Genomic DNA, 18,720 nt, shown 5'->3' with positions numbered 1-18,720 from the left:
CTGACGCAATCGACGTGATTACGCCTCATCCTCGCTGGGCTCCCGGTCCTGCTGCTCGAACCAGGTCGCCAGCGTCTGCGGCTGCATCCAGCCCAGATTCTCCGGCACCCGCTGACCATCGGTGTAGAGGGTCAGCGGCAGGCGCGCGCGCACGCCGACGTTGATGATGCCGCCGAAGGTCACCGTCTCGTCCAATTTGGTAAAGATCAGGCCGGTGGGGTTGAGCGAGGAGAAGCGGCGGAACACCGCCTGCTGCTCGGTTTCGCGCACGTTGGCGGCCATACACAGCAGCACTTCGCGCTCTTCGCCCATCACCGGCAGCAGACTGCCGGTGGAGTTGACCTGACGCTTGTTGTAGGGGCTCGAGCCTACCGTATCCACCAGAATGTAGTCGCAGCGCGCCAGAGCGTGCATACCCGCCTTCACCTCGGCCAGGGAGCGCGCCACGATCAGACGCACTTGCAGCAGCTTGGCGTAAGTCTCCAGCTGCGCCACCGCGCCCACGCGGAAGGTGTCCAGGGTGATCATGCCCACGGTGCGGCGCCGATTGAGCAGCAGGTCGGCGGCGATCTTGGCCAGGGTGGTGGTCTTGCCCACGCCGGTGGGGCCCACCAGGGTGATCACCCGCGCCGGCCCCTCCAGGGGGTCGCGGAATTTGAGGTATTTACGCAGCGCCACGTGCAGGCCGCGCTCGCCTTCGCCGCGATCGGCCACCGCCAGTTTGCGCGCGATAGGCTCCTCCACCCCATGCATCAGCAGCCAGGAGTAGCGCTTCTTGCCTTCGCCGTCCAAGCCCTGAATATCGCTGTCCATAGGACCGGGCATGCCGGAGACCCGCGCCTCCAAATTGGCCAGCGAGGTGCGAATAGTGGAGAGGTCCGCCGCCAGATTGGCCCCGCCGCCGCTGCGCAGCGGACGCCGCGCCGCTTCGGCGCGAGGCTCAGAAGCCGGTTCGGCGCGCGGCGCGGGCTTCTCATTGGCCGTCATGCCGCCCAGATCCACGGGGTCATCCACCACCGCGGAGAATCCGCCGCGTCGGGAACGCGCCGCCGGCCGCGACTCATTCACCGCGATGGGGGCCTCCTCCTCGATGACGTCGGCGCCGACCGCAGCCGGACAGGCGGTGACTTCAATCATGGAGCCGCCGCCCTGTACGCGCACGCTCTTGGTGGAGAGAATCACCGCGTTCACACCCAGCCGCTCCTTCACCTCCTGAAGGGCTTCGCGCATATCCCGCGCCTGAAAGGTGCTCGTTTTCATCGACTCAATTCCTTATGAGAGACCCCAGAGCCGCTCCGATCAGGAGAGGCCCACCGTGCCCAGGGATTGCACCGGCGTATTGCCGGGCACTTCGTTTTGCGACAGCACCACCAGGTGCGGCAGCGCCGCCTCGGTGGCCTGTTTGACGAACGGCCGCACCCGCGGACCGGTCACCAGCACCGGCTGCACCACCACCGTGGCCACCCGCTCCACCTCGTCGCGCACCCGCGCAATCAACTGACTGGCCGAACGCGGCGACATGGAGAGATAGGAGCCATACTCGCCATCGACGATGGCCTCGGCCACCAGGTTCTCCGCATCGGCGCCCAACACCAGCGCCTGCAGGCGGCCATCATCATCCACATAGCGCCGCACGATGGAGCGCGACAGCGATTGGCGCACCAACTCCACCAACTGCTGGGGCTGTTTGATGATCTTGGCGTAGTCGGCGATGGTCTCCAGGATGGTGCCCATGTCGCGCACCGACACGCGTTCGCGCAGCAGCCCTTGCAGCACCTTCTGCACATCGCCCAGGGTGACGATGCCCGGGATCAGCTCCTCCACCAGCTTGGGCTGATTCTTCGACACCAGATCCAGAAGGTTCTGCACCTCCTGGCGGTTGAGCATCTCATGGGCGTGGTTGTGCACCAACTCGGTGATGTGGGTGGCCAGCACGGTGGAGGGATCCACCACGGTGTAGCCCATCATCTCGGCGCGCTCGCGGTCGTTGGGCGAGATCCAGATGGCGGGCAGGCCGAAGGCCGGTTCGGTGGTCTGCTGACCATCGATACGGCCTGTCACTTCGCCGCCCTCCATGGCCATGAAGCCGCCGGGCTTGAGTTCGCCGCGCCCCACTTCCACCCCTTTGACCAGGAAGCTGTATTCGCCGGGTTTGAGCTGCAGATTGTCCTTGATGTGGATGGGCGGCACCACAAAGCCCATGTCCATGGCGAACTGACGGCGAATGGAGCGGATCTTGTCGAGCAGATCGCCATGCTGCCCCTCGTCCACCAGGGAGATCAGCCCATAGCCCACATCCAGACGCAGCAGGTCCAGGGTGAGATAGGACTCGATGGGCTCTTCCACATGCTCTTCGGCTTCGGCGGCGGCCTCCATCTCGTGGGCCTGCACCTGCTCCACCTGCTCCTGTTTGCGGAACAGGAAGTAGGCGATCACGCCCAGCACCGCCGCCAGCGCGCCGAAAGCCAGGGTGGGCATGCCGGGCATGATGGCGAACAGACCCAGCACCGTGGCCGACAGCAGCATCACGCGGGGGTTGGCGCCGAGCTGGCCGCCCATGTGCTCGCCCATGGATTTGTCGGTGGAGGCGCGAGTCACCAGGAAACCGGCGGCCGCGGAGATCACCAACGCGGGGATCTGCGCCACCAGACCGTCGCCCACCGTCAAAATGGTGTAGATCTGCGCCGATTCGCCCGGGCTCAAGTCCTGCTGCGCCACGCCGATGATAAAGCCGCCGATGATGTTGATCAGGGTGATCAGAATACCGGCGATGGCGTCGCCGCGAACGAATTTGGACGCACCGTCCATGGCCCCGAAGAACTCCGACTCCTCCTCGATCTCCTTGCGCCGCGCCTTGGCTTCGCTCTCGGTGATCAGGCCGGAGTTGAGATCGGCGTCGATGGCCATCTGCTTACCGGGCATTTTGTCCAAGGTGAAGCGGGCCGCCACTTCGGCGATGCGCCCGGCGCCCTTGGTGATGACGATGAAGTTGATGATCACCAGAATCGAGAAAACGATCACGCCGACCACGTAGTTGCCGCCCACCACGAACTGGCCGAAGGAGCGAATCACCTCGCCGGCGGCCGCCTCGCCTTCGCCGCCGTGCAGCAGGATCAGACGGGTGGTGGCGATGTTCAGCGCCAGACGGAACATGGTGGTGAGCAGCAGCACGCTGGGGAATGCGGAAAACTCCAGCGGCTTATGGATATAGATGGTCGTCAACAGAATGACGACGCCTAACGAGATATTGACGGACAGAAACAGGTCCAGCAGCTCCGACGGCAACGGGATGATCATCACCATCAGCACGGTGATGACCCCCACCGCCATATAGACGTCGGAGAAGTGTTTCAGGCGTTGCCAATTCAACGCGGGCAATCCGATGGCGGCCAAGAGACCCTCCCGTTAAGCCGAACCGTGGGCTGCGCGGCGTGATGCCGTCGCCGCCCGAGATGAAGCGGTTTTGTCCGTCGCCGCGTGTTATCAGTGCGCCTTGTGGGCGGCGGACGCGGTTATCCCAAGGGAATTATCTGCAATTTGCCTGCCAATTATGTTGAGCGGGAAATGTCTGATTCCGGGCGCAAGATTGACTCACGGGGCAAAATCGGGTATGCAAGAATCTCCCTCACTTCCGGCAAATACTGGCGATCCCGCCGCCCGCCTGGGCCAGGGTCCGCTGGTGAATACAAGTCAGATGCAAAACGTCGCTTCACCAACCCGCCTTATGGCGCGAGACAGCAAAGCATGAGCCAGGCCCAGACACCCGCTCCCGGTTCCGCAGATTCCGACGCCCCCGCGCATCCCCCTCTCGGCCCGGACTCTGTTGGCTATGTGGAGACCCAGTACGTCACCCTGTTTACCGATGCGCCCCTGACCCTGGACTCCGGCGCCACCCTGGCGGATGTGACCATCGCCTATGAGACCTATGGCGAGCTGAGCCCCAATCGTGACAACGCCATTTTGGTCTGCCACGCCCTCTCCGGCACCGCCCATGCGGCGGGTTACCACTCCCCTGAGAGTCGCAAGCCGGGCTGGTGGGATCACTATATCGGGCCGGGCAAACCGTTTGACACCGACCGCTTTTTCGTCATCAGCAGCAACAATATCGGCGGCTGCAACGGAACCACCGGGCCATCCAGCATCAACCCCGAAACCGGGCGCCCGTGGGGGCTGAAGTTTCCCATGATCACCATCGGCGACATCGTGCGCGCGCAGCATGCGTTGGTGGAGTTTCTGGGGGTGAAAAAGCTGCTGTGCGTGGCCGGCGGCTCCATGGGCGGCATGCAGGCTGCGCAATGGGCGCTGGACTACCCCGAGCAGGTGGCCAGTTGCGTCTGCATCGCCGCAACCCCCCGCTTGTCGGCGCAGAACATCGCCTTCAACGCGGTGGCGCGTCAGGCCATCATGGCCGACCCGCACTTCAACGGCGGCGACTACTATGATCTGCCGGGCGACCCCGAGCCGCGCCAACGCCCCGCCAACGGGCTGGCCCTGGCGCGCATGATGGCGCATATCACCTATCTGTCGGAACAGGGGCTGCATGAGAAGTTTGGTCGCCGCCTGCAGGATCGCGAGTCCCTCTCCTACGGCTTCGAGACCGACTTCGCGGTGGAGAGCTACCTGATGTATCAGGGCTCCAAATTCGTGCATCAATTCGACGCCAACACCTATCTCTACATCACCAAGGCGATGGAGTACTTTGACCCCTTCCCACCCCCGAAGAGACCGCCCGACGCCTGGCCGCATGCAACGCCAAATTCCTGGTCATGAGCTTCGACTCCGACTGGCGCTTCGACACCAGCCGCTCCAAGGAGCTGGTGCGCATCCTCAATCGCTATGAGCGCGACGTCACTTTTCAGGAGTTCTCCTCACCCCACGGCCACGACGCCTTTCTGCTGCCCGCCGAGGATTATGAGCAGTCGCTGGCGCTGTTTTTGCGCCGCCGCCTGATCGAGGCGCGCGCCGCCGCCCCGGAGGCCGCCCATGAGTGAGGCCACCCTGCGCGTTGACCATGAGATCATCGCCGGCCTGGTCCCCCCTGGCAGCCGCGTGCTGGATCTGGGCTGCGGCGACGGCGAGCTGCTGGCGCATCTGATCGCCCATCGCAGCGGACGCGGTCTGGGGGTGGAGATCTCCGACGTCGGCGTGCGCGCCTGCATCCGCCGCGGCGTGCCGGTGTTCCACGGCGATATCGACCAGGGGCTCTCCGACCACCCGGACAACGCCTTTGACGTGGTGATCCTCTCCCACACCCTGCAGACCGTGCGCAACCCCAAGTTCGTGCTCGAAGAGATGCTGCGGGTGGGCAAGCAGGCCATCGTGTCGTTCCCCAATTTCGGCCACTGGAGCGTGCGCACCGCGCTGATGTTCGGCGGACGCATGCCCAAAACCGCCATGCTGCAGTATGAGTGGTACGACACCCCCAACATCCATATGTGCACCATCCGCGACTTCGAAGTCTTGTGCCGCGATATGAATGCGCGCATCCTCAAGCAATTGCCGCTGGCGTCCACCGGGCGCTATCCGGTCAACTCATTAAAACGCAAGCTGTCGAGCCTGTTGCCGCCTATGGCCATCGCCAATCTGGTGGCTCCCATGGCGGTGTTTGTACTCAGCAAGCAGGATTGATTTCATCTTCCCAGGAGAGCAGTCATGGCCCCCGATCCCAACCAGATCCCCGCTCCCATGATCACCGAGGAGCAGTTGCAGGAGCGCGTGGCGGTGATGGCGCGCCAGGTGGTGGACCTGGTCGGCCCGCAGCCGATTCTCGTCAGCCTGCTCAAAGGCGCGTTCATGTTCACCGCCGATCTGCTGCGCGAGCTGGGCCGCATCGGCGCCAAGCCCCATCTGGACTTCATGCGCGTCAGCTCCTACGGCTCCGGCACCGTCTCCAGCGGCCAGGTGGAGGTGCTGCTGGATATCAAAGAGGACATTCGCGGCAAGAGCGTGGTGGTGGTGGATGACATCCTCGACACCGGCAACACCCTCAAAGCGGTGAGCGACCTGCTCAAGAGCAAAGGCGCCAGCCAGGTGCGTTCGTGCATGCTGCTGGACAAACCGGCGCGCCGCACCGCCGATGTGACGCCCGACATCGTCGGCTTCGAGATCCCCGACGCCTTTGTGGTGGGCTACGGCATCGATTGGGACAACCGCTTCCGCGAACTGCCCTACGTGGGCGTGGTCAAGGAGTAGCGCCATGTTGCGCTTTAGCGACTGCCAAGGCGTGCTGTTCGACCTGGACGGCACCCTGGTTCACACTGCGCCGGACCTGTGCGGCGCGCTCAACCATGTGCTGAAATCACGCAAGTACGCCGTTGTCCCTGACGATCAAGTCACCCATCTGGTGGGTAACGGCGCGCGATTTCTGCTGGCCCGCGGCTTCTGGGGCGCGGACGCCGATCCGCCTGAGGGCGACCCGTTCTTTGAGTCGGCGGTGCAGGAGTTTCTCGACTACTACGGCAAGAATCTGGCGACCAACTCCACTCCCTACCCCGGGGCGTTGCACACCCTGAACAGGCTCAAACAGGCCGGGTTGCCGCTGGGGGTGGTGACCAATAAACCCGAGCACCTGGCCAAACAGCTGCTGGATCAACTGGACATGAGCCACTGGTTCGGCGCCATTCTGGGCGGCGACACCCTGGCCTCGCGCAAGCCCGACCCGGAACCGTTGCAGCAAGCGGCCAAACAGTTGGGCTTCGACATCGCCCAGGGGCTGATGGTGGGCGACTCCAAAACCGATGTGCAGGCGGCGCGCAACGCCGGTTGCCGCATTGTTGCGGTGACCTACGGCTACCATGGCGACACCCCGGTGGATACACTGCACGCCGACTGGGTGATCGATTCCCTTGAGGAGGTGCCGCTGCTGGTGGGCGCCGCATGAATCACACGCTGCGCAGCGCCGTGCTGGGGATGGTTTTGATCCTGGCCAGCGGCAATGCGGACGCAGCGGAGGATGCGCGCGAACTGGTGGCCATGCCGCCGATGATGCAGCAGCACATGCTGGGCAACATGCGCGACCATCTGGCGGCGCTGGATGAGATTCTGGCGGCGCTGGCGGCGGGCGACAATGGCCGCGCCGCCGAGATCGCCGAACACCGTCTGGGCATGTCCTCGCTCCAGGCCCACGGCGCCGCACATATGGCTCGCGTCATGCCCGAAGGGATGCGCGCCGCGGGCGAGTCGATGCACCACGCCGCCAGCCGCTTCGCCATCGCCGCGCAGAACGCCGAAATGGAGAGCGCCGAACGCGCCGCGCCGCTGCTGTTTGAGTCATTGCAGGCCATCACCGCCGCCTGCAATGCGTGCCATAGCAGCTATCGCATCCGTTAAGCGGTTGGCATCGACGCCCGATAGCGGGTATAAACGACGCCCCGAACCTTTGCACGATCACTCATAACCACAGGACGCCATCATGTCCCTGCTTACCGTCGGCCTGCCCAAAGGCAGCCTGGAGACCTCCACCCTGGAGCTGTTCGCCCAAGCCGGGTGGAACATCGCCACCCGCTCGCGCAACTACTTCCCCTCGGTGGATGACGCCGAGTTGACCCTCAAGCTGATCAAGCCCCAGGAGATGGCCCTCTATGTGGCCGACGGCTCCCTGGACCTGGGCTTCACCGGCTACGACTGGATCATGGAGCAGGACTGCCTGGACAAAGTCCACACGGTGTGTGAGCTGGAGTACTCCAAAAGCTCCAACCAACCCTGCCGCTGGGTGGTGGTGGTGCCTGAGGATTCGCCGATCCAGAGCATCAAAGACCTGCACGGCAAGCGCATCGCCACCGAACTGCTCAACACCACCCGCCGCATGCTGGGCGAACACGGGGTGGAGGCGGAGATTCTCTACTCCTGGGGCGCCACCGAAGCCAAGGCGGTGGAGGGGGTGGTGGATGCGGTGGTGGAGATCACCGAGACCGGCTCCACCATCCGCGCCAACAAACTGCGCATCGTGCATGAGCTGTTCACCACCAGCACGCAGATGATCGCCCACCCGGCGGCCATGCAGGACCCGGCCAAGAGCGCCAAAATCGAGCAGATTCGCCTGATGCTCAACGCGGCCCTGACCGCACGCCGCAAATCGATGCTCAAACTCAACGTCTCCCAGGCCAATCTGGACGCTGTTTCGCAACTGCTGCCCAGCCTGCACGCCCCCACCATCAACCCCCTGAGCGAGACCGGCTGGTTCGCGGTGGAGAGCGTGGTGGATAAAAAACAGGTGCGTGAACTGATCCCCAAACTGGCGGCGGCGGGGGCGGAAGGAATCCTGGAATACGATCTGCAAAAGGTGGTATAAACGATCTTTGGCTTCGACTCGCTCGAGGCCACTTTTTTCTGTGCTTTCGGCGCGCCACAACGGGCCTTTGAGCGAAGCAACGGAGCGAGGGAAAAATGGACGGAACGGTGCAGGAAGGCGTTAACCTGATGTTCCTGGGCATGGGCACGGTGTTTACCTTCCTGGCCCTGCTGGTGGTGGTGATCGGCTGGATGTCCAAGCTGGCGCAATCCATTGAGGCGCGCCAGCCGCAAGCGCCCGCCCCGGCCCCCAAACCCGCGCCCGTCGCGACGCCTACGCACAGCGGCGGCGACCATATCGCCGCCATCAGCGCCGCGGTGGCGCGCTATCGCCACACCCTCCGCCGCTGACAGTTTAGCTGCATCATCGAAATCTTGCCGCCCACGCGACGCAACCGCTAAAGCCAAGGATCTTCCCACATGAGCAAACTCGGCATCACCGAACTGGCCCTGCGCGACGCCCACCAATCCCTGCTGGCCACGCGCATGCGCATTGAGGATATGTTGCCCATCGCGCCGAAGATGGACGAGATCGGCTTCTGGTCCATCGAGGCTTGGGGCGGCGCCACCTTCGACAGCTGCATCCGCTTTCTCGGCGAAGATCCCTGGGAGCGCGCCCGCCTGCTCAAGAAGGCGATGCCGAAAACCCCGCTGCAGATGCTGTTCCGCGGGCAGAACATCCTCGGCTACCGCCACTACGCCGACGACGTGGTGGAAGCGTTCGTGGAGCGCGCCTACGCCAACGGCATCGAAGTGTTCCGCATCTTCGACGCCATGAACGACACCCGCAATCTGGAGACCGCCATCAAGGCGACTCTCAAGATCGGCGGAACCGCCCACGCCCAAGGCACCCTCTCCTACACCATCAGCGACGTGCACACCATCGACATGTGGGTGGACATGGCCAAAAAGCTGGAGGATATGGGCAGCCACTCCATCTGCATCAAGGATATGGCCGGTCTGCTCAAGCCCTATGTGGGCGAAGAGCTGGTGACCCGCTTGAAGGAAGCGGTGAGCGTGCCCATCGCCATGCAGTGTCACGCCACCACGGGTCTGTCCACCGCCACCATTGTCAAATGCGCCGAAGCGGGCATCGACATGGTGGACACCGCCACCGCGTCGATGTCCATGACCTACGGCCACTCCGCCACCGAATCGGTGGTGTCGATCCTGGAAGGCACCGAGCGCGACACCGGCCTGAACCTGCAAGCGCTGGAGGAGGTCTCCGCCTACTTCCGCAAAGTGCGCCCCAAATACAAGAAGTTCGAGGGCTCCTTGAAGGGCGTGGATTCGCGCATTCTCATCGCCCAGGTGCCCGGCGGCATGCTCACCAACATGGAGAACCAGCTCAAGCAGCAAGGCGCGGGCGACCGCATGGATGAGGTGCTGGAGGAGATCCCCCGGGTGCGCAAGGATCTGGGGACCATCGCCCTGGTGACCCCCACTTCGCAGATCGTCGGCACCCAGGCGGTGTTCAACGTCCTCATGGGCGAGCGCTACAAGACCATCACCAAAGAGACCCGCGGCATTCTGCGCGGCGAATACGGCGCCACCCCCGGCCCCATGAACAAGGAGCTGCAGGCGCGGGTGCTGGAAGAGGGCGAGAAGCCCATCACCTGTCGCCCCGCCGACCTGCTGCAGCCGGAGCTGGACAAGCTCACCGCCGAACTCAAAGGGTTGGCGGCTGAGAAGAACATCAAACTGGCCGAGGCGGAAATTGACGACGTGCTCACCTACGCCCTGTTCCCGCAGGTGGGTCTGAAGTTCCTGCAGAATCGCGACAACCCCGACGCCTTCGAACCGGCCCCGTGGCTGGAGGAGGAGCCGAAGCCCGCCGCCGCCCCGGCGGCGCCCGCTGCGGCCCCCGCCGCCAGCGGCGCGCCGGTCAACGCCCCGCTGGCGGGCAATGTGGTCAAGGTGAAGGTTGCGGTGGGCGAAACCGTCGCCTCCGGCGACGTTATCGTGGTGCTCGAAGCGATGAAGATGGAGACCGAAGTGCGCGCTCCGCGCGGCGGTTCGGTCACCGCCATTCACATCAGCGAGGGCAAAGCGGTCAACCTGGGCGATCCGCTGCTGGATCTGGCCTGATCCCGCCCACGCTGAGAGATCGGGGAATCCATGGCTTCCAATAATCTTATGGCCCTGTGGCACAGCACCGGCGTCGCCAATGTCGAGCCCGGTCAGGCGATCATGATCGTCATCGGCTGTCTGCTGCTCTATCTGGCCATTCGCAAGAACTTCGAACCGCTGCTGCTGGTGCCCATCGGCTTTGGAACCATCCTGGCCAACATCCCGGTGGCGGGCATCGCCCATGAGGGCGGCTTCCTCTACCACTTCTTCACCGTGGGGGTGAATAGCGGCGTGTTCCCGCTGCTGATCTTCATGGGGGTGGGCGCGCTCACCGATTTTGGTCCGCTCATCGCGCGCCCCAGCACCCTGTTCCTGGGCGCGGCGGCGCAGTTCGGCATCTTCATCACCCTCATCGGCGCGCTGGCCATGAACGCCATCCCCGGGGTGGAGTTCTCGCTCAAGGACGCCGCCGCCATCGGCATCATCGGCGGCGCCGATGGTCCGACGGCCATCTACCTCTCCTCCAAGCTGGCCCCGGATCTGATGGGCGCCATCGCGGTGGCCGCCTACAGCTACATGGCGCTGGTGCCGCTGATCCAGCCGCCCATCATGCGCGCCCTCACCACCGAGGCCGAGCGCAAAATCGAGATGACTCAGCTGCGTCCGGTGAGTCGTCTGGAGAAGATCCTCTTCCCGCTGGCGGTGCTGCTGCTGTGCGCGCTGTTCCTGCCCGACGCCGCGCCGCTTATCGGCATGCTCACCTTTGGCAATCTGCTCAAGGAGAGCGGCGTGGTGGAGCGTCTGTCCAAGACCGCGCAGAATGAACTGATCAACATCGTCACCATCCTGCTGGGGTTGGCGGTGGGCTCCAAACTGTCGGCGGAGAAGTTCCTCACCGCCGAGACCCTGGGCATCCTGCTGCTGGGCGTTGTGGCGTTTGGCATCGGCACCGCCGCCGGGGTGTTGATGGGGAAATTGATGTGCAAATTGACCGGTGGCGCCATCAATCCGCTCATCGGCGCCGCAGGGGTCTCTGCAGTGCCTATGGCGGCGCGGGTGGCAAATAAGGTAGGATTAGAGTCAAACCATCATAACTTCCTGCTCATGCACGCTATGGGGCCCAATGTAGCCGGCGTGATCGGCTCCGCCGCTGCTGCGGGAGTGTTGCTGGCCGTGCTGGGTGGATAACTGGAAACGACAAGCCGAAGGAGTATCAATATCGTGGACATCAAGCTGGAAGGTCGTCAGGTGGAGATTGGTGATGAGCTTAAGGAGCGCATCAACAAGCGGATGGACAACCTCAATTCGCGGTTCGGACCCATCACGCACGCCCGGGTGAGCATCGAGCGCAAGTCCCACAATAACGAGCAGCGCGCGGAGGTCAAAGGGGTGATCAACGTCCCTGGCGGCACTCTGACCGCCACCAAGGAGTCCGGCTCCGTGGTGCCCGCCGTTAACGACATGCTCGACGCCCTGGCCATGGAGATGCAAACCTGGGCCGAAAAGAATAAGAAGAACCACCGGTAAGCGGTACGCTGTGTCTACGAAAAGCCCTCCCATTTGGGAGGGCTTTTTTCATGCTCCTGGCAGGGGGGAGACGATGCGGATGAAAGATGTTCTGGTCATCATTCCGGCCCGTGGCGGCAGCAAACGGGTGCCGCGCAAGAATATCAAACCCATCTGTGGCCAACCGATGATCTACTGGCCGCTGATGGCGCTGTCCAAACTCTTCCGCGCCGAGCAGATTCTGCTCTCCACCGATGACGCGCAGATCGCCGCCGTGGTGCGTGAAAAAGGGGTCGCCACCCCCTACACCCGCCCCGACTCGCTGGCCGATGATTTCACCGGCACCATGGCGGTGGCGGCCCACGCCCTCAACTGGCATGAGCAGAACGTCGGCAAGGTCGACTCTGTGTTGATTGTCTATCCCACAGCGGTGTTATTGAATCCTCAGGATATCCAGGCCGCCTATGCCGCCTTAACCCAGGACGCCTCTTGCGACTTGATCATGGCGGCCACCACCTTCCCCTTTCCCATCCAACGCGCCGTATTCAAGAATTCCCACGGTTATGCGCAGATGTTTCAGCCCGAACACGCCATGACGCGCTCGCAGGATTTGACCGAGGCGCTGCATGACGCCGGGCAGTTCTATCTGTGCCGCGCCGAGGCGGTGCGGCGGGAGATGAACGTCACCAACGCCAATGTGGGCATGCAGATTCTCAATAGAAAAAATGTGGTGGATATCGACACCGTTGAGGATTTCGACGTTGCGGAAAGCAAGATGAAAACGCTGGGCTTGGACGCCTACGATGCAGAGTGGCGCTTTCACTGAGCGCCCGCCATGGGCTCAGATTCACAGATCCAGGGGACCTCATAATGCGATTGGAACTCCCACAACCGGAATTGGTTCAGCTGGTAAAGCGACAGCTCACCTCTCTGTTCATCTTTGATGAGAGTCGTGAAGAGGCTGTGCTCAACGCCGTCATGGGCCCCACCCTTGAGAAGACCGAACACTGTTTCAGCCAGATCGCCAACAAGTACTACAGCCGGGATGGGGAGGCCTATTTCAACCCCTTCCACGCTGGCCAGTATGCGATTTTTCTCTACTATCTGTGCCGCCAGGCATTCCTTGACGAAACGCCGCGCAGCACCCTGCCGGACCGGATCTACTACCTCAACAAGTGCCTGAACTCGGTGGATCTGTTTTATGAAATCGAGATGCCGAAGGTCTTCTTCCTGGACCATCCGGCCGGCAGCGTGCTGGGGCGCGCGACCTATGGCGAGCGCTTCGCCTTTTCCCAAGGCTGCACCGTAGGCAATAACAAGGGCGTGTTCCCGGTTTTTGGCGAAAACATCAAGATGATGTCGGACTCCAAGGTGCTGGGCAACTGCCATATCGGCAACAACGTCATCCTTGCAGCCAACACCTACATCAAGGACACCGACATTCCTGACAACTCGATTGTATTCGGCAGCTCGCCCAATCTGGTAATCAAGCCCAATAAGTACAAGAGCCTGGATTTTTTTCTGAGTCCGCTTCCCCTAGAAATTGTCGCTAGCATTCAAAACTGAACATCTGGGCGCTGAAAGATATCGAGGGCTGCGCCCTCGAGCTCCCAAGATCAAAATCCAAACCGTGGGCGCTGCCCACACCCGCTTAAGGGTCACAGACCCTTAAGAATCCCGCCAAATTTCCGTTGGAAATTTGTCCCATAGTCAGCGCAAGACCAACCAGTGTCACGCAAACATTGAGCGCTTTGGATTTGTGTCATTCTGGATTCAAGCGGTTATACTCGACTATTGCGCCCTTAAATCGCCACCGGTTGCAGATCCTCCAGCTCGCCGCCCTCTTCGGTGAGTTGATACACCAACATGCGCGATGCCTCCTCCGGGCTCTCCTGGCGCGCGTGAATCTGCTTGAGAATCAACTTGTCCCCCACCCGCCCGCAAATCTCGATCTTGCCCATGTCGTGGGCGATGATGAATTTGAAGCGCTTGGCGTAGCCATCCATGCGCTGACGCGCCGCATCCACCATATCCACCCCGGCCTTGAGCGGGGTCTGGAAGTGGTGTCGCACCCGCGCCACTGGCATGCATTGATACAGATAATACGGGTTCACGCCGATGCGCGTCAGACCGTTCATCAGCTCGGCCAGGGTGTCGGCGTCATCGTTGATCCCCTTGAGCAGCACCGCCTGATTATTCATGGTCACCCCGGCGCTACGGATGCGCTTCACCGCCTCGGTGGACTCGGGGGTGATCTCCGCCGGGTGGTTGAAGTGGGTGGGCATGTAGAGGGTCTTGGCCTCGTTGAACTCACGGAACAGTTCAATCACCTCATCCTCGAAGAAGCGCATGGGGAACACCACCGGCGTGCGGGTGCCGATGCGCACGTAGTTCAGATGCGGGATATCCTTGAGCGCATCCAGCATGCGGCGCAGATTCTCGGTGGGCAGCATCATGGGGTCGCCGCCGGAGATCACCACGTTGGTGATCTCATCATGTTCGGCGATGTACTTGGCCGCCTGCTCGAAATTTTCCACCGTCTTATCGTTGGGAAGCCCCACGAACACTTTGCGGAAGCAGTGGCGGCAGTACATGGTGCACGCCTCGGTGCTCACCACCAGCGCGGTGTAGCTGTATTTGTGCAGAATGCCGTTGCCCTTGCTATGTTTATCGTCGCCGTAAGGGTCGGTGGTGGTGTCGCCCATGGCGCCCGCCACCACCAACTCTTCGGTTTGCGGCACCGCCAGTTTGCGAATGGGATCGTGGGGATCGTTCGAGTCGATCAGATTCAGATAGTACCGGGGAATGTTCATCGGGTGCAGATCGACGACCCTCTCCAGCGCCGCTTTCTCCTCCCCCTGCAGCGGCAGTACCTGCTCCAGATCCGCCACTGTGCGCACGTTGTTGCGCAGTTCGGTTTTCCAGTCAAACGCCTGCCAATCACTCAGCGGCGGAAGGGCTTCCGGCTGGGCCAACATAGACAACTCCTGTAAAATTTGGACTTCCTGAATTGCGCGACGACAAGACATCGTTACGCAAGCGCAGAGCGCCGCAGGTGAGCCGCCAGGGTCACCCTGAAGCGAAGGGGAAGCAACAGATGGTTTGTTTTCGAACCTTTTTACTATAGCAGATGCTGCCATTAGTTACAATGCGAACCATTGCTAAAAATGGCTGTGCAGCGGGGCTTGTGCGACGATTCGCAGTGTTATACTGTAACACTCTCACCGAGCGAGGGTCGTATGCACACAAGCCAACACGTCCAGCCCGGCCAACGCGACAAGGCGGTCATCGCCCTGCTGCTGATCGGCTTTATCACCCTGTTCTTCACCCCACAGATCGCGTCGCTGTTCACGCCGGACCTCAACGATCGGCTGCTCAGTCCAGAAGCCAATCAGTCCAGCCGCTGGCGAGAGAACTTCTCCACCTACTTCATCAGCATCTGTCTGGAAGCCGGACCGTTCATGGCCCTGGGCGCATTGGCGGCGGCATTGATTGAAACCTTTGTGCCCGCCGGACTGCTGCCGCGCCTGGCCAATCGCTTGGGCGTGTGGGGCATCCCCGCCGTGGTTCTGGCCGCGCCGCTGTTCCCGGTGTGCGAATGCGGCGTCGTGCCGGTGGTGCGGCGGTTGCTGGGCAAGGGTCTGCCCCTGCCCCACGCCATCGCCTATCTGCTGGCCGCGCCCATCTTCAACCCGGTGGTGCTGACCGGGGTGTGGATCGCCTACTTCCGCGACCCCATCTACCCGTTCCTGCGCGGCCTGGGCGGGGTGATGGTGGCGCTGGCGGTGGCGTTTCTGTTTCTACGCATGGCCAAGAGCCGCGCGGTGAAGGCGCGGTTCCTCAGCGGTCACGATCACCCACACATTCCGATTCATACCGCTCCCCATGACCACTCCCATGACGCCAACTGCGGCTGCGGCCACGATCACGGCCCCAAAACCGGCCGCCTGAGCGCGTTGATGATCCATGTGCGCGAAGACTTCCTGGAGATGACCCCCTACTTCCTGTTCGGGGTGTTTCTGGCCGCCTGCATGAAGACCTTCATCGGTCAGACCACGCTGTTTGAGCTGGGCGAAGGCCCCATCATGGGTCCGGCGGTGATGATGGCGGCGGCGTTTATCATGTCGCTCTGCTCCGAGGCCGACGCCTTCGTCTCCGCCAGCTTTGTGGAGTTCGACGTGGGCGCACACATGGCCTTCCTGGTGCTGGGCCCCATGCTGGACATCAAGCTGCTGGCGATGTATCGCACGGTGTTCCATACGCGCTTTATCGTGCAGCTCTCCCTGACCATCATCGCCATGGTCAGCCTCTACGTTGTGTTTGTGAATCTGGTGGCCTGGAACTGGCTGGACACCCTGTTTGGGCTGGAGATGTGAGCATGAGCCTGCGCACTGTGATGGGACGCATCATGGCGTGGCGCGCCGAGTTGCAACTGGGCGGCTGGCTACTGTTCTTCTGGTGGATGCTGGCCAAGGGCTACGACGGGCTCTATCTGGCCAAGCTGCAGAGCCAGATTCTGTGGGCGGGCTGCATCACCCTCACCCTGGCGTGGCTGGCGGGTCTGCTGGCGCGGGAGAAGAGCGCCCCGGAGCCCTCCACCGCCCCCTGGCGCGATCTGCTGGCCACACTGGGCTACTTTGCGCCGATCCTGCTGTTCGCCATCGTCGGAACCACCACGCTCAATCTCACCGAGGACAATTACGGCTCCCTCAATGTGCGGGTGCAGACGCCCACGGCGCGCCCGTTCGAAGAGATGAATTTCGAATTTCCGCCTGAAAGCGGCTACTTCCCGGTCACCCTGGTGGATCTCTACACCCAGCAGACCATCAACGAACAGGTCCCCGTGGAAACCCTTGGACGCCTGCACCGCATCCCGCAAGAGGCGGCGCAACGACATATGCCCGGCTTCCAGGGCGAGATGCTGATGCTCTATCGCCACGCCATCTCCTGCTGCGCGGCGGACGCCACCCCAGTGGGGGTGATTCTGCAAGGGGATGAACAGACGCTGACGCAGTTGGAATCCGTAACGGAGGGGCAGTGGCTGACAATTCAGGGCCGGGTGCGCGAAAGCGACCACAATGGGCAGGTATTCTTGATGCAGATCGAAAAGTGGGCCCCCAGCGCAGCGCCGGAGGCCCCTTACTTGAGTTGGCTGACAGGGCTCAACGGTTAACGAGCGCCGCAGGCGAATCAGCCGTCGGCCAGCAACTGGCCCACCGCATCCAGCACCTCTTGGCGCGAGAACGGTTTGGCCAGGGTGGCGAAGGCGCCAAAATCCTTGGCCACCTTCAGGTTGAAAGCCGCGTCCAAGCCGCGTCCGCCGCCGGAGATGGCGATAATTTTGACCCCGGAGAACTTCTCGCGCAGCTCCATGATCACCTCCACGCCATCCTTCTCCGGCATCAGCATATCGGTGATGATGATGTCATGGGGCTCGTGGCTGAAGCGATCCACCCCTTCGCGCCCATTGCCCGCCTCGCTCACCCGGTGGCCTTCGTCCTCCAGGATCTGGCGCAACAGCGCGCGCACCGCCGCATCATCATCCACAATCATCACAGAAGCCATAACGCCTCCTTGAGATTTCGTTGGGTTTCGCGCCGTCTGTTGCCAGCGCGACACACAGACACCTGACGCCCACACTAGTCGCTTGAATGCAGAGTGACACAAATCCTAAGCGCTCAATGTTTGCGTGACGTTGGTTCAGCTTGCACTGACTAGGGGACAAATTTCCAACGGAAATTTGTCGGGATTCTTAAGGGTCTGTGACCCTTAAGCGGGTGTGGGCAGCGCCCACGGTTTGGATTTTGACCTTGGGAGCTCGAGGGCAAAGCCCTCGATATCCTCCATCGCCAAAATCGCCAATGTCCAATTTTGAATTCGACTGATTCTAGCGCAAGTCGCAACGTTCTCTATCAGGCGCTCTCCACCGTCGGCTTACCCCCTTGCAGCGGCGAGGGTTTGCCCTTGTCCATAAACATGATCACCGGGCTGGCCACAAAGATGGAGGAGTAGGTGCCCACCACCACGCCGAAGAACAGCGTCAAGGCGAAGTCGTGAATCACCGCGCCGCCCAACACCAGTAACGCCAACAGCACCAGAATGGTGGTCAGCGAGGTGACCAGGGTGCGCGACAGGGTGCGGTTGACCGCTTCGTTGATGACCGTGCCCAACGGCTGCTTCTTGAGCCGCTTCATCTCTTCGCGGATGCGGTCGTAGACCACGATGGTGTCGTTGAGGGAGTAGCCCACCACAGTCAGCAGCGCCGCCACCACCACCAGAGTGAACTCGTGGTGAATCAGCGAGAAGAAGCCCATGGTGAGGAACACGTCGTGGATCAACGCCGCCACCGCGCCCACAGCAAAACGCGCCTCAAAGCGGAACGCCACATAGATCAGGATCGCCCCCAGCGACAGCAGCATCGCCAGCAGGCCCTGTTCGGCCAGCTCATCTCCCACCTGCGGGCCGACGAACTCCACCCGGCGCTGCTCCACCTTGCCCTTGCCGACGATCCCCTCCAGCGCGCCCATGACGCCGCCGAGGAGTTCTTGCTGCTCTTTGTTGTCCTTGCCCTGCTTCTCAAAGCGGATCAGCGCCTCGCGGGGGTCGCCAAACTCCTGGATCGCCATGTCGCCCAGATCCAGCTTATCCAGCTCTTGGCGCATCTGCACGATGGGCGCGTTCTGCTCAAAGCGCACCTGCACCAGCGTGCCGCCGGTGAAGTCGATGCCGAAGTTGAGCCCCTGAGTGACCAGAGAGAGAAGACTCACCACGATCAGAGCGCCCGACAACATGAACGCCAGTTGGCGACGACCGGTGAAGTCGAAATCGGTCAGTTTGTTAAAAAAACGCATGCTG

The 18,720-nt window shown here is 62.3% G+C and carries 18 protein-coding genes and 1 pseudogene; 14 read left to right on the top strand and 5 right to left on the bottom strand.

Going from position 1 to position 18,720, the window contains the following annotated elements; genetic code table 11:
- Nucleotides 1-18: 18 nt before the first annotated feature.
- Together flhF and flhA are read right to left on the bottom strand one after the other, a co-directional pair.
- Entirely contained in the window at nucleotides 19-1,260 is a 1,242-nt protein-coding gene (gene flhF, locus MAIT1_RS16045; protein WP_085444562.1) for a flagellar biosynthesis GTPase FlhF, read from the bottom strand.
- A 39-nt stretch (nucleotides 1,261-1,299) separates the two neighbouring features.
- Nucleotides 1,300-3,393, bottom strand: a complete 2,094-nt coding sequence (flhA, locus tag MAIT1_RS16040; protein WP_085444561.1) for a flagellar biosynthesis protein FlhA — start codon at nucleotides 3,391-3,393, stop codon at nucleotides 1,300-1,302.
- 351 nt (nucleotides 3,394-3,744) lie between these two features.
- Here flhA and metX point away from each other — a divergent pair.
- From metX to MAIT1_RS15980, 12 genes and pseudogenes are all read left to right on the top strand, one after another.
- Nucleotides 3,745-4,991: pseudogene (gene metX / locus MAIT1_RS16035) on the top strand (homoserine O-acetyltransferase MetX).
- Nucleotides 4,984-5,628 (top strand): methionine biosynthesis protein MetW, encoded by a 645-nt coding sequence (metW, locus tag MAIT1_RS16030; protein WP_085444560.1) that lies wholly within the window; start codon nucleotides 4,984-4,986, stop codon nucleotides 5,626-5,628. Before metX ends, metW begins: the two are co-directional and overlap by 8 nt.
- Nucleotides 5,629-5,652: 24 nt before the next feature.
- Nucleotides 5,653-6,192 (top strand): hypoxanthine phosphoribosyltransferase, encoded by a 540-nt coding sequence (gene hpt / locus MAIT1_RS16025; RefSeq protein ID WP_085444559.1) that lies wholly within the window; start codon nucleotides 5,653-5,655, stop codon nucleotides 6,190-6,192.
- A gap of 4 nt (nucleotides 6,193-6,196) precedes the next feature.
- Nucleotides 6,197-6,880, top strand: a complete 684-nt coding sequence (locus MAIT1_RS16020) for a phosphoglycolate phosphatase (protein ID WP_085444558.1) — start codon at nucleotides 6,197-6,199, stop codon at nucleotides 6,878-6,880.
- Nucleotides 6,877-7,329, top strand: a complete 453-nt coding sequence (locus MAIT1_RS16015) for a hypothetical protein (RefSeq protein WP_085444557.1) — start codon at nucleotides 6,877-6,879, stop codon at nucleotides 7,327-7,329. Before MAIT1_RS16020 ends, MAIT1_RS16015 begins: the two co-directional genes overlap by 4 nt.
- An 82-nt stretch (nucleotides 7,330-7,411) precedes the next feature.
- On the top strand, nucleotides 7,412-8,290 hold the full coding sequence (hisG, locus tag MAIT1_RS16010; RefSeq protein WP_085444556.1) for an ATP phosphoribosyltransferase: 879 nt from the start codon (nucleotides 7,412-7,414) through the stop codon (nucleotides 8,288-8,290).
- 95 nt (nucleotides 8,291-8,385) lie between these two features.
- Nucleotides 8,386-8,640 (top strand): OadG family protein, encoded by a 255-nt coding sequence (locus MAIT1_RS16005; RefSeq protein WP_085444555.1) that lies wholly within the window; start codon nucleotides 8,386-8,388, stop codon nucleotides 8,638-8,640.
- A gap of 69 nt (nucleotides 8,641-8,709) precedes the next feature.
- Complete coding sequence (locus MAIT1_RS16000; RefSeq protein ID WP_085444554.1) at nucleotides 8,710-10,377, top strand: oxaloacetate decarboxylase subunit alpha; 1,668 nt, start codon at nucleotides 8,710-8,712, stop codon at nucleotides 10,375-10,377.
- Between the two features lie 30 nt (nucleotides 10,378-10,407).
- Nucleotides 10,408-11,547 carry a sodium ion-translocating decarboxylase subunit beta gene (locus MAIT1_RS15995; RefSeq protein WP_085444553.1) on the top strand — a complete coding sequence of 380 codons (1,140 nt, stop codon included), beginning with the start codon at nucleotides 10,408-10,410 and terminating at the stop codon, nucleotides 11,545-11,547.
- Nucleotides 11,548-11,580: 33 nt separating this feature from the next.
- Nucleotides 11,581-11,886, top strand: a complete 306-nt coding sequence (locus tag MAIT1_RS15990; RefSeq protein WP_158089549.1) for an HPF/RaiA family ribosome-associated protein — start codon at nucleotides 11,581-11,583, stop codon at nucleotides 11,884-11,886.
- 79 nt (nucleotides 11,887-11,965) lie between these two features.
- Nucleotides 11,966-12,691: a pseudaminic acid cytidylyltransferase gene (gene pseF / locus MAIT1_RS15985; protein ID WP_158089548.1), complete on the top strand. Its 726-nt coding sequence runs from the start codon at nucleotides 11,966-11,968 to the stop codon at nucleotides 12,689-12,691.
- Between the two features lie 44 nt (nucleotides 12,692-12,735).
- Nucleotides 12,736-13,431 carry an LbetaH domain-containing protein gene (locus MAIT1_RS15980; protein WP_085444550.1) on the top strand — a complete coding sequence of 232 codons (696 nt, stop codon included), beginning with the start codon at nucleotides 12,736-12,738 and terminating at the stop codon, nucleotides 13,429-13,431.
- 236 nt (nucleotides 13,432-13,667) lie between these two features.
- On the opposite strand, the gene MAIT1_RS15975 is transcribed toward MAIT1_RS15980, so the two are convergent.
- Complete coding sequence (locus tag MAIT1_RS15975; protein WP_085444549.1) at nucleotides 13,668-14,843, bottom strand: KamA family radical SAM protein; 1,176 nt, start codon at nucleotides 14,841-14,843, stop codon at nucleotides 13,668-13,670.
- A gap of 261 nt (nucleotides 14,844-15,104) precedes the next feature.
- Between MAIT1_RS15975 and MAIT1_RS15970 the strand changes: the two genes are divergently transcribed.
- Both MAIT1_RS15970 and MAIT1_RS15965 read left to right on the top strand, forming a co-directional pair.
- Entirely contained in the window at nucleotides 15,105-16,241 is a 1,137-nt protein-coding gene (locus MAIT1_RS15970; RefSeq protein ID WP_158089547.1) for a permease, read from the top strand.
- Between the two features lie 2 nt (nucleotides 16,242-16,243).
- A complete protein-coding gene (locus tag MAIT1_RS15965) occupies nucleotides 16,244-17,038 on the top strand; it encodes a TIGR03943 family putative permease subunit (protein WP_085444547.1) in 795 nt (264 codons plus the stop codon).
- Nucleotides 17,039-17,055: 17 nt separating this feature from the next.
- Here the strand turns inward: MAIT1_RS15965 and MAIT1_RS15960 are convergent, their stop codons facing one another.
- Both MAIT1_RS15960 and secF read right to left on the bottom strand, forming a co-directional pair.
- Complete coding sequence (locus MAIT1_RS15960; protein ID WP_085444546.1) at nucleotides 17,056-17,430, bottom strand: response regulator; 375 nt, start codon at nucleotides 17,428-17,430, stop codon at nucleotides 17,056-17,058.
- Nucleotides 17,431-17,777: 347 nt separating this feature from the next.
- A complete protein-coding gene (gene secF / locus MAIT1_RS15955; protein WP_085444545.1) occupies nucleotides 17,778-18,716 on the bottom strand; it encodes a protein translocase subunit SecF in 939 nt (312 codons plus the stop codon).
- Between the last annotated feature and the right edge of the window lie 4 nt (nucleotides 18,717-18,720).

The sequence above is a fragment of the Magnetofaba australis IT-1 genome, assembly GCF_002109495.1.
In the GTDB taxonomy this organism is placed as follows: Bacteria; Pseudomonadota; Magnetococcia; order Magnetococcales; family Magnetococcaceae; genus Magnetofaba; species Magnetofaba australis.
The sequence above is the reverse complement of the archived record's forward strand: the minus strand, read 5'-3'. Positions and strand labels throughout refer to the sequence as shown.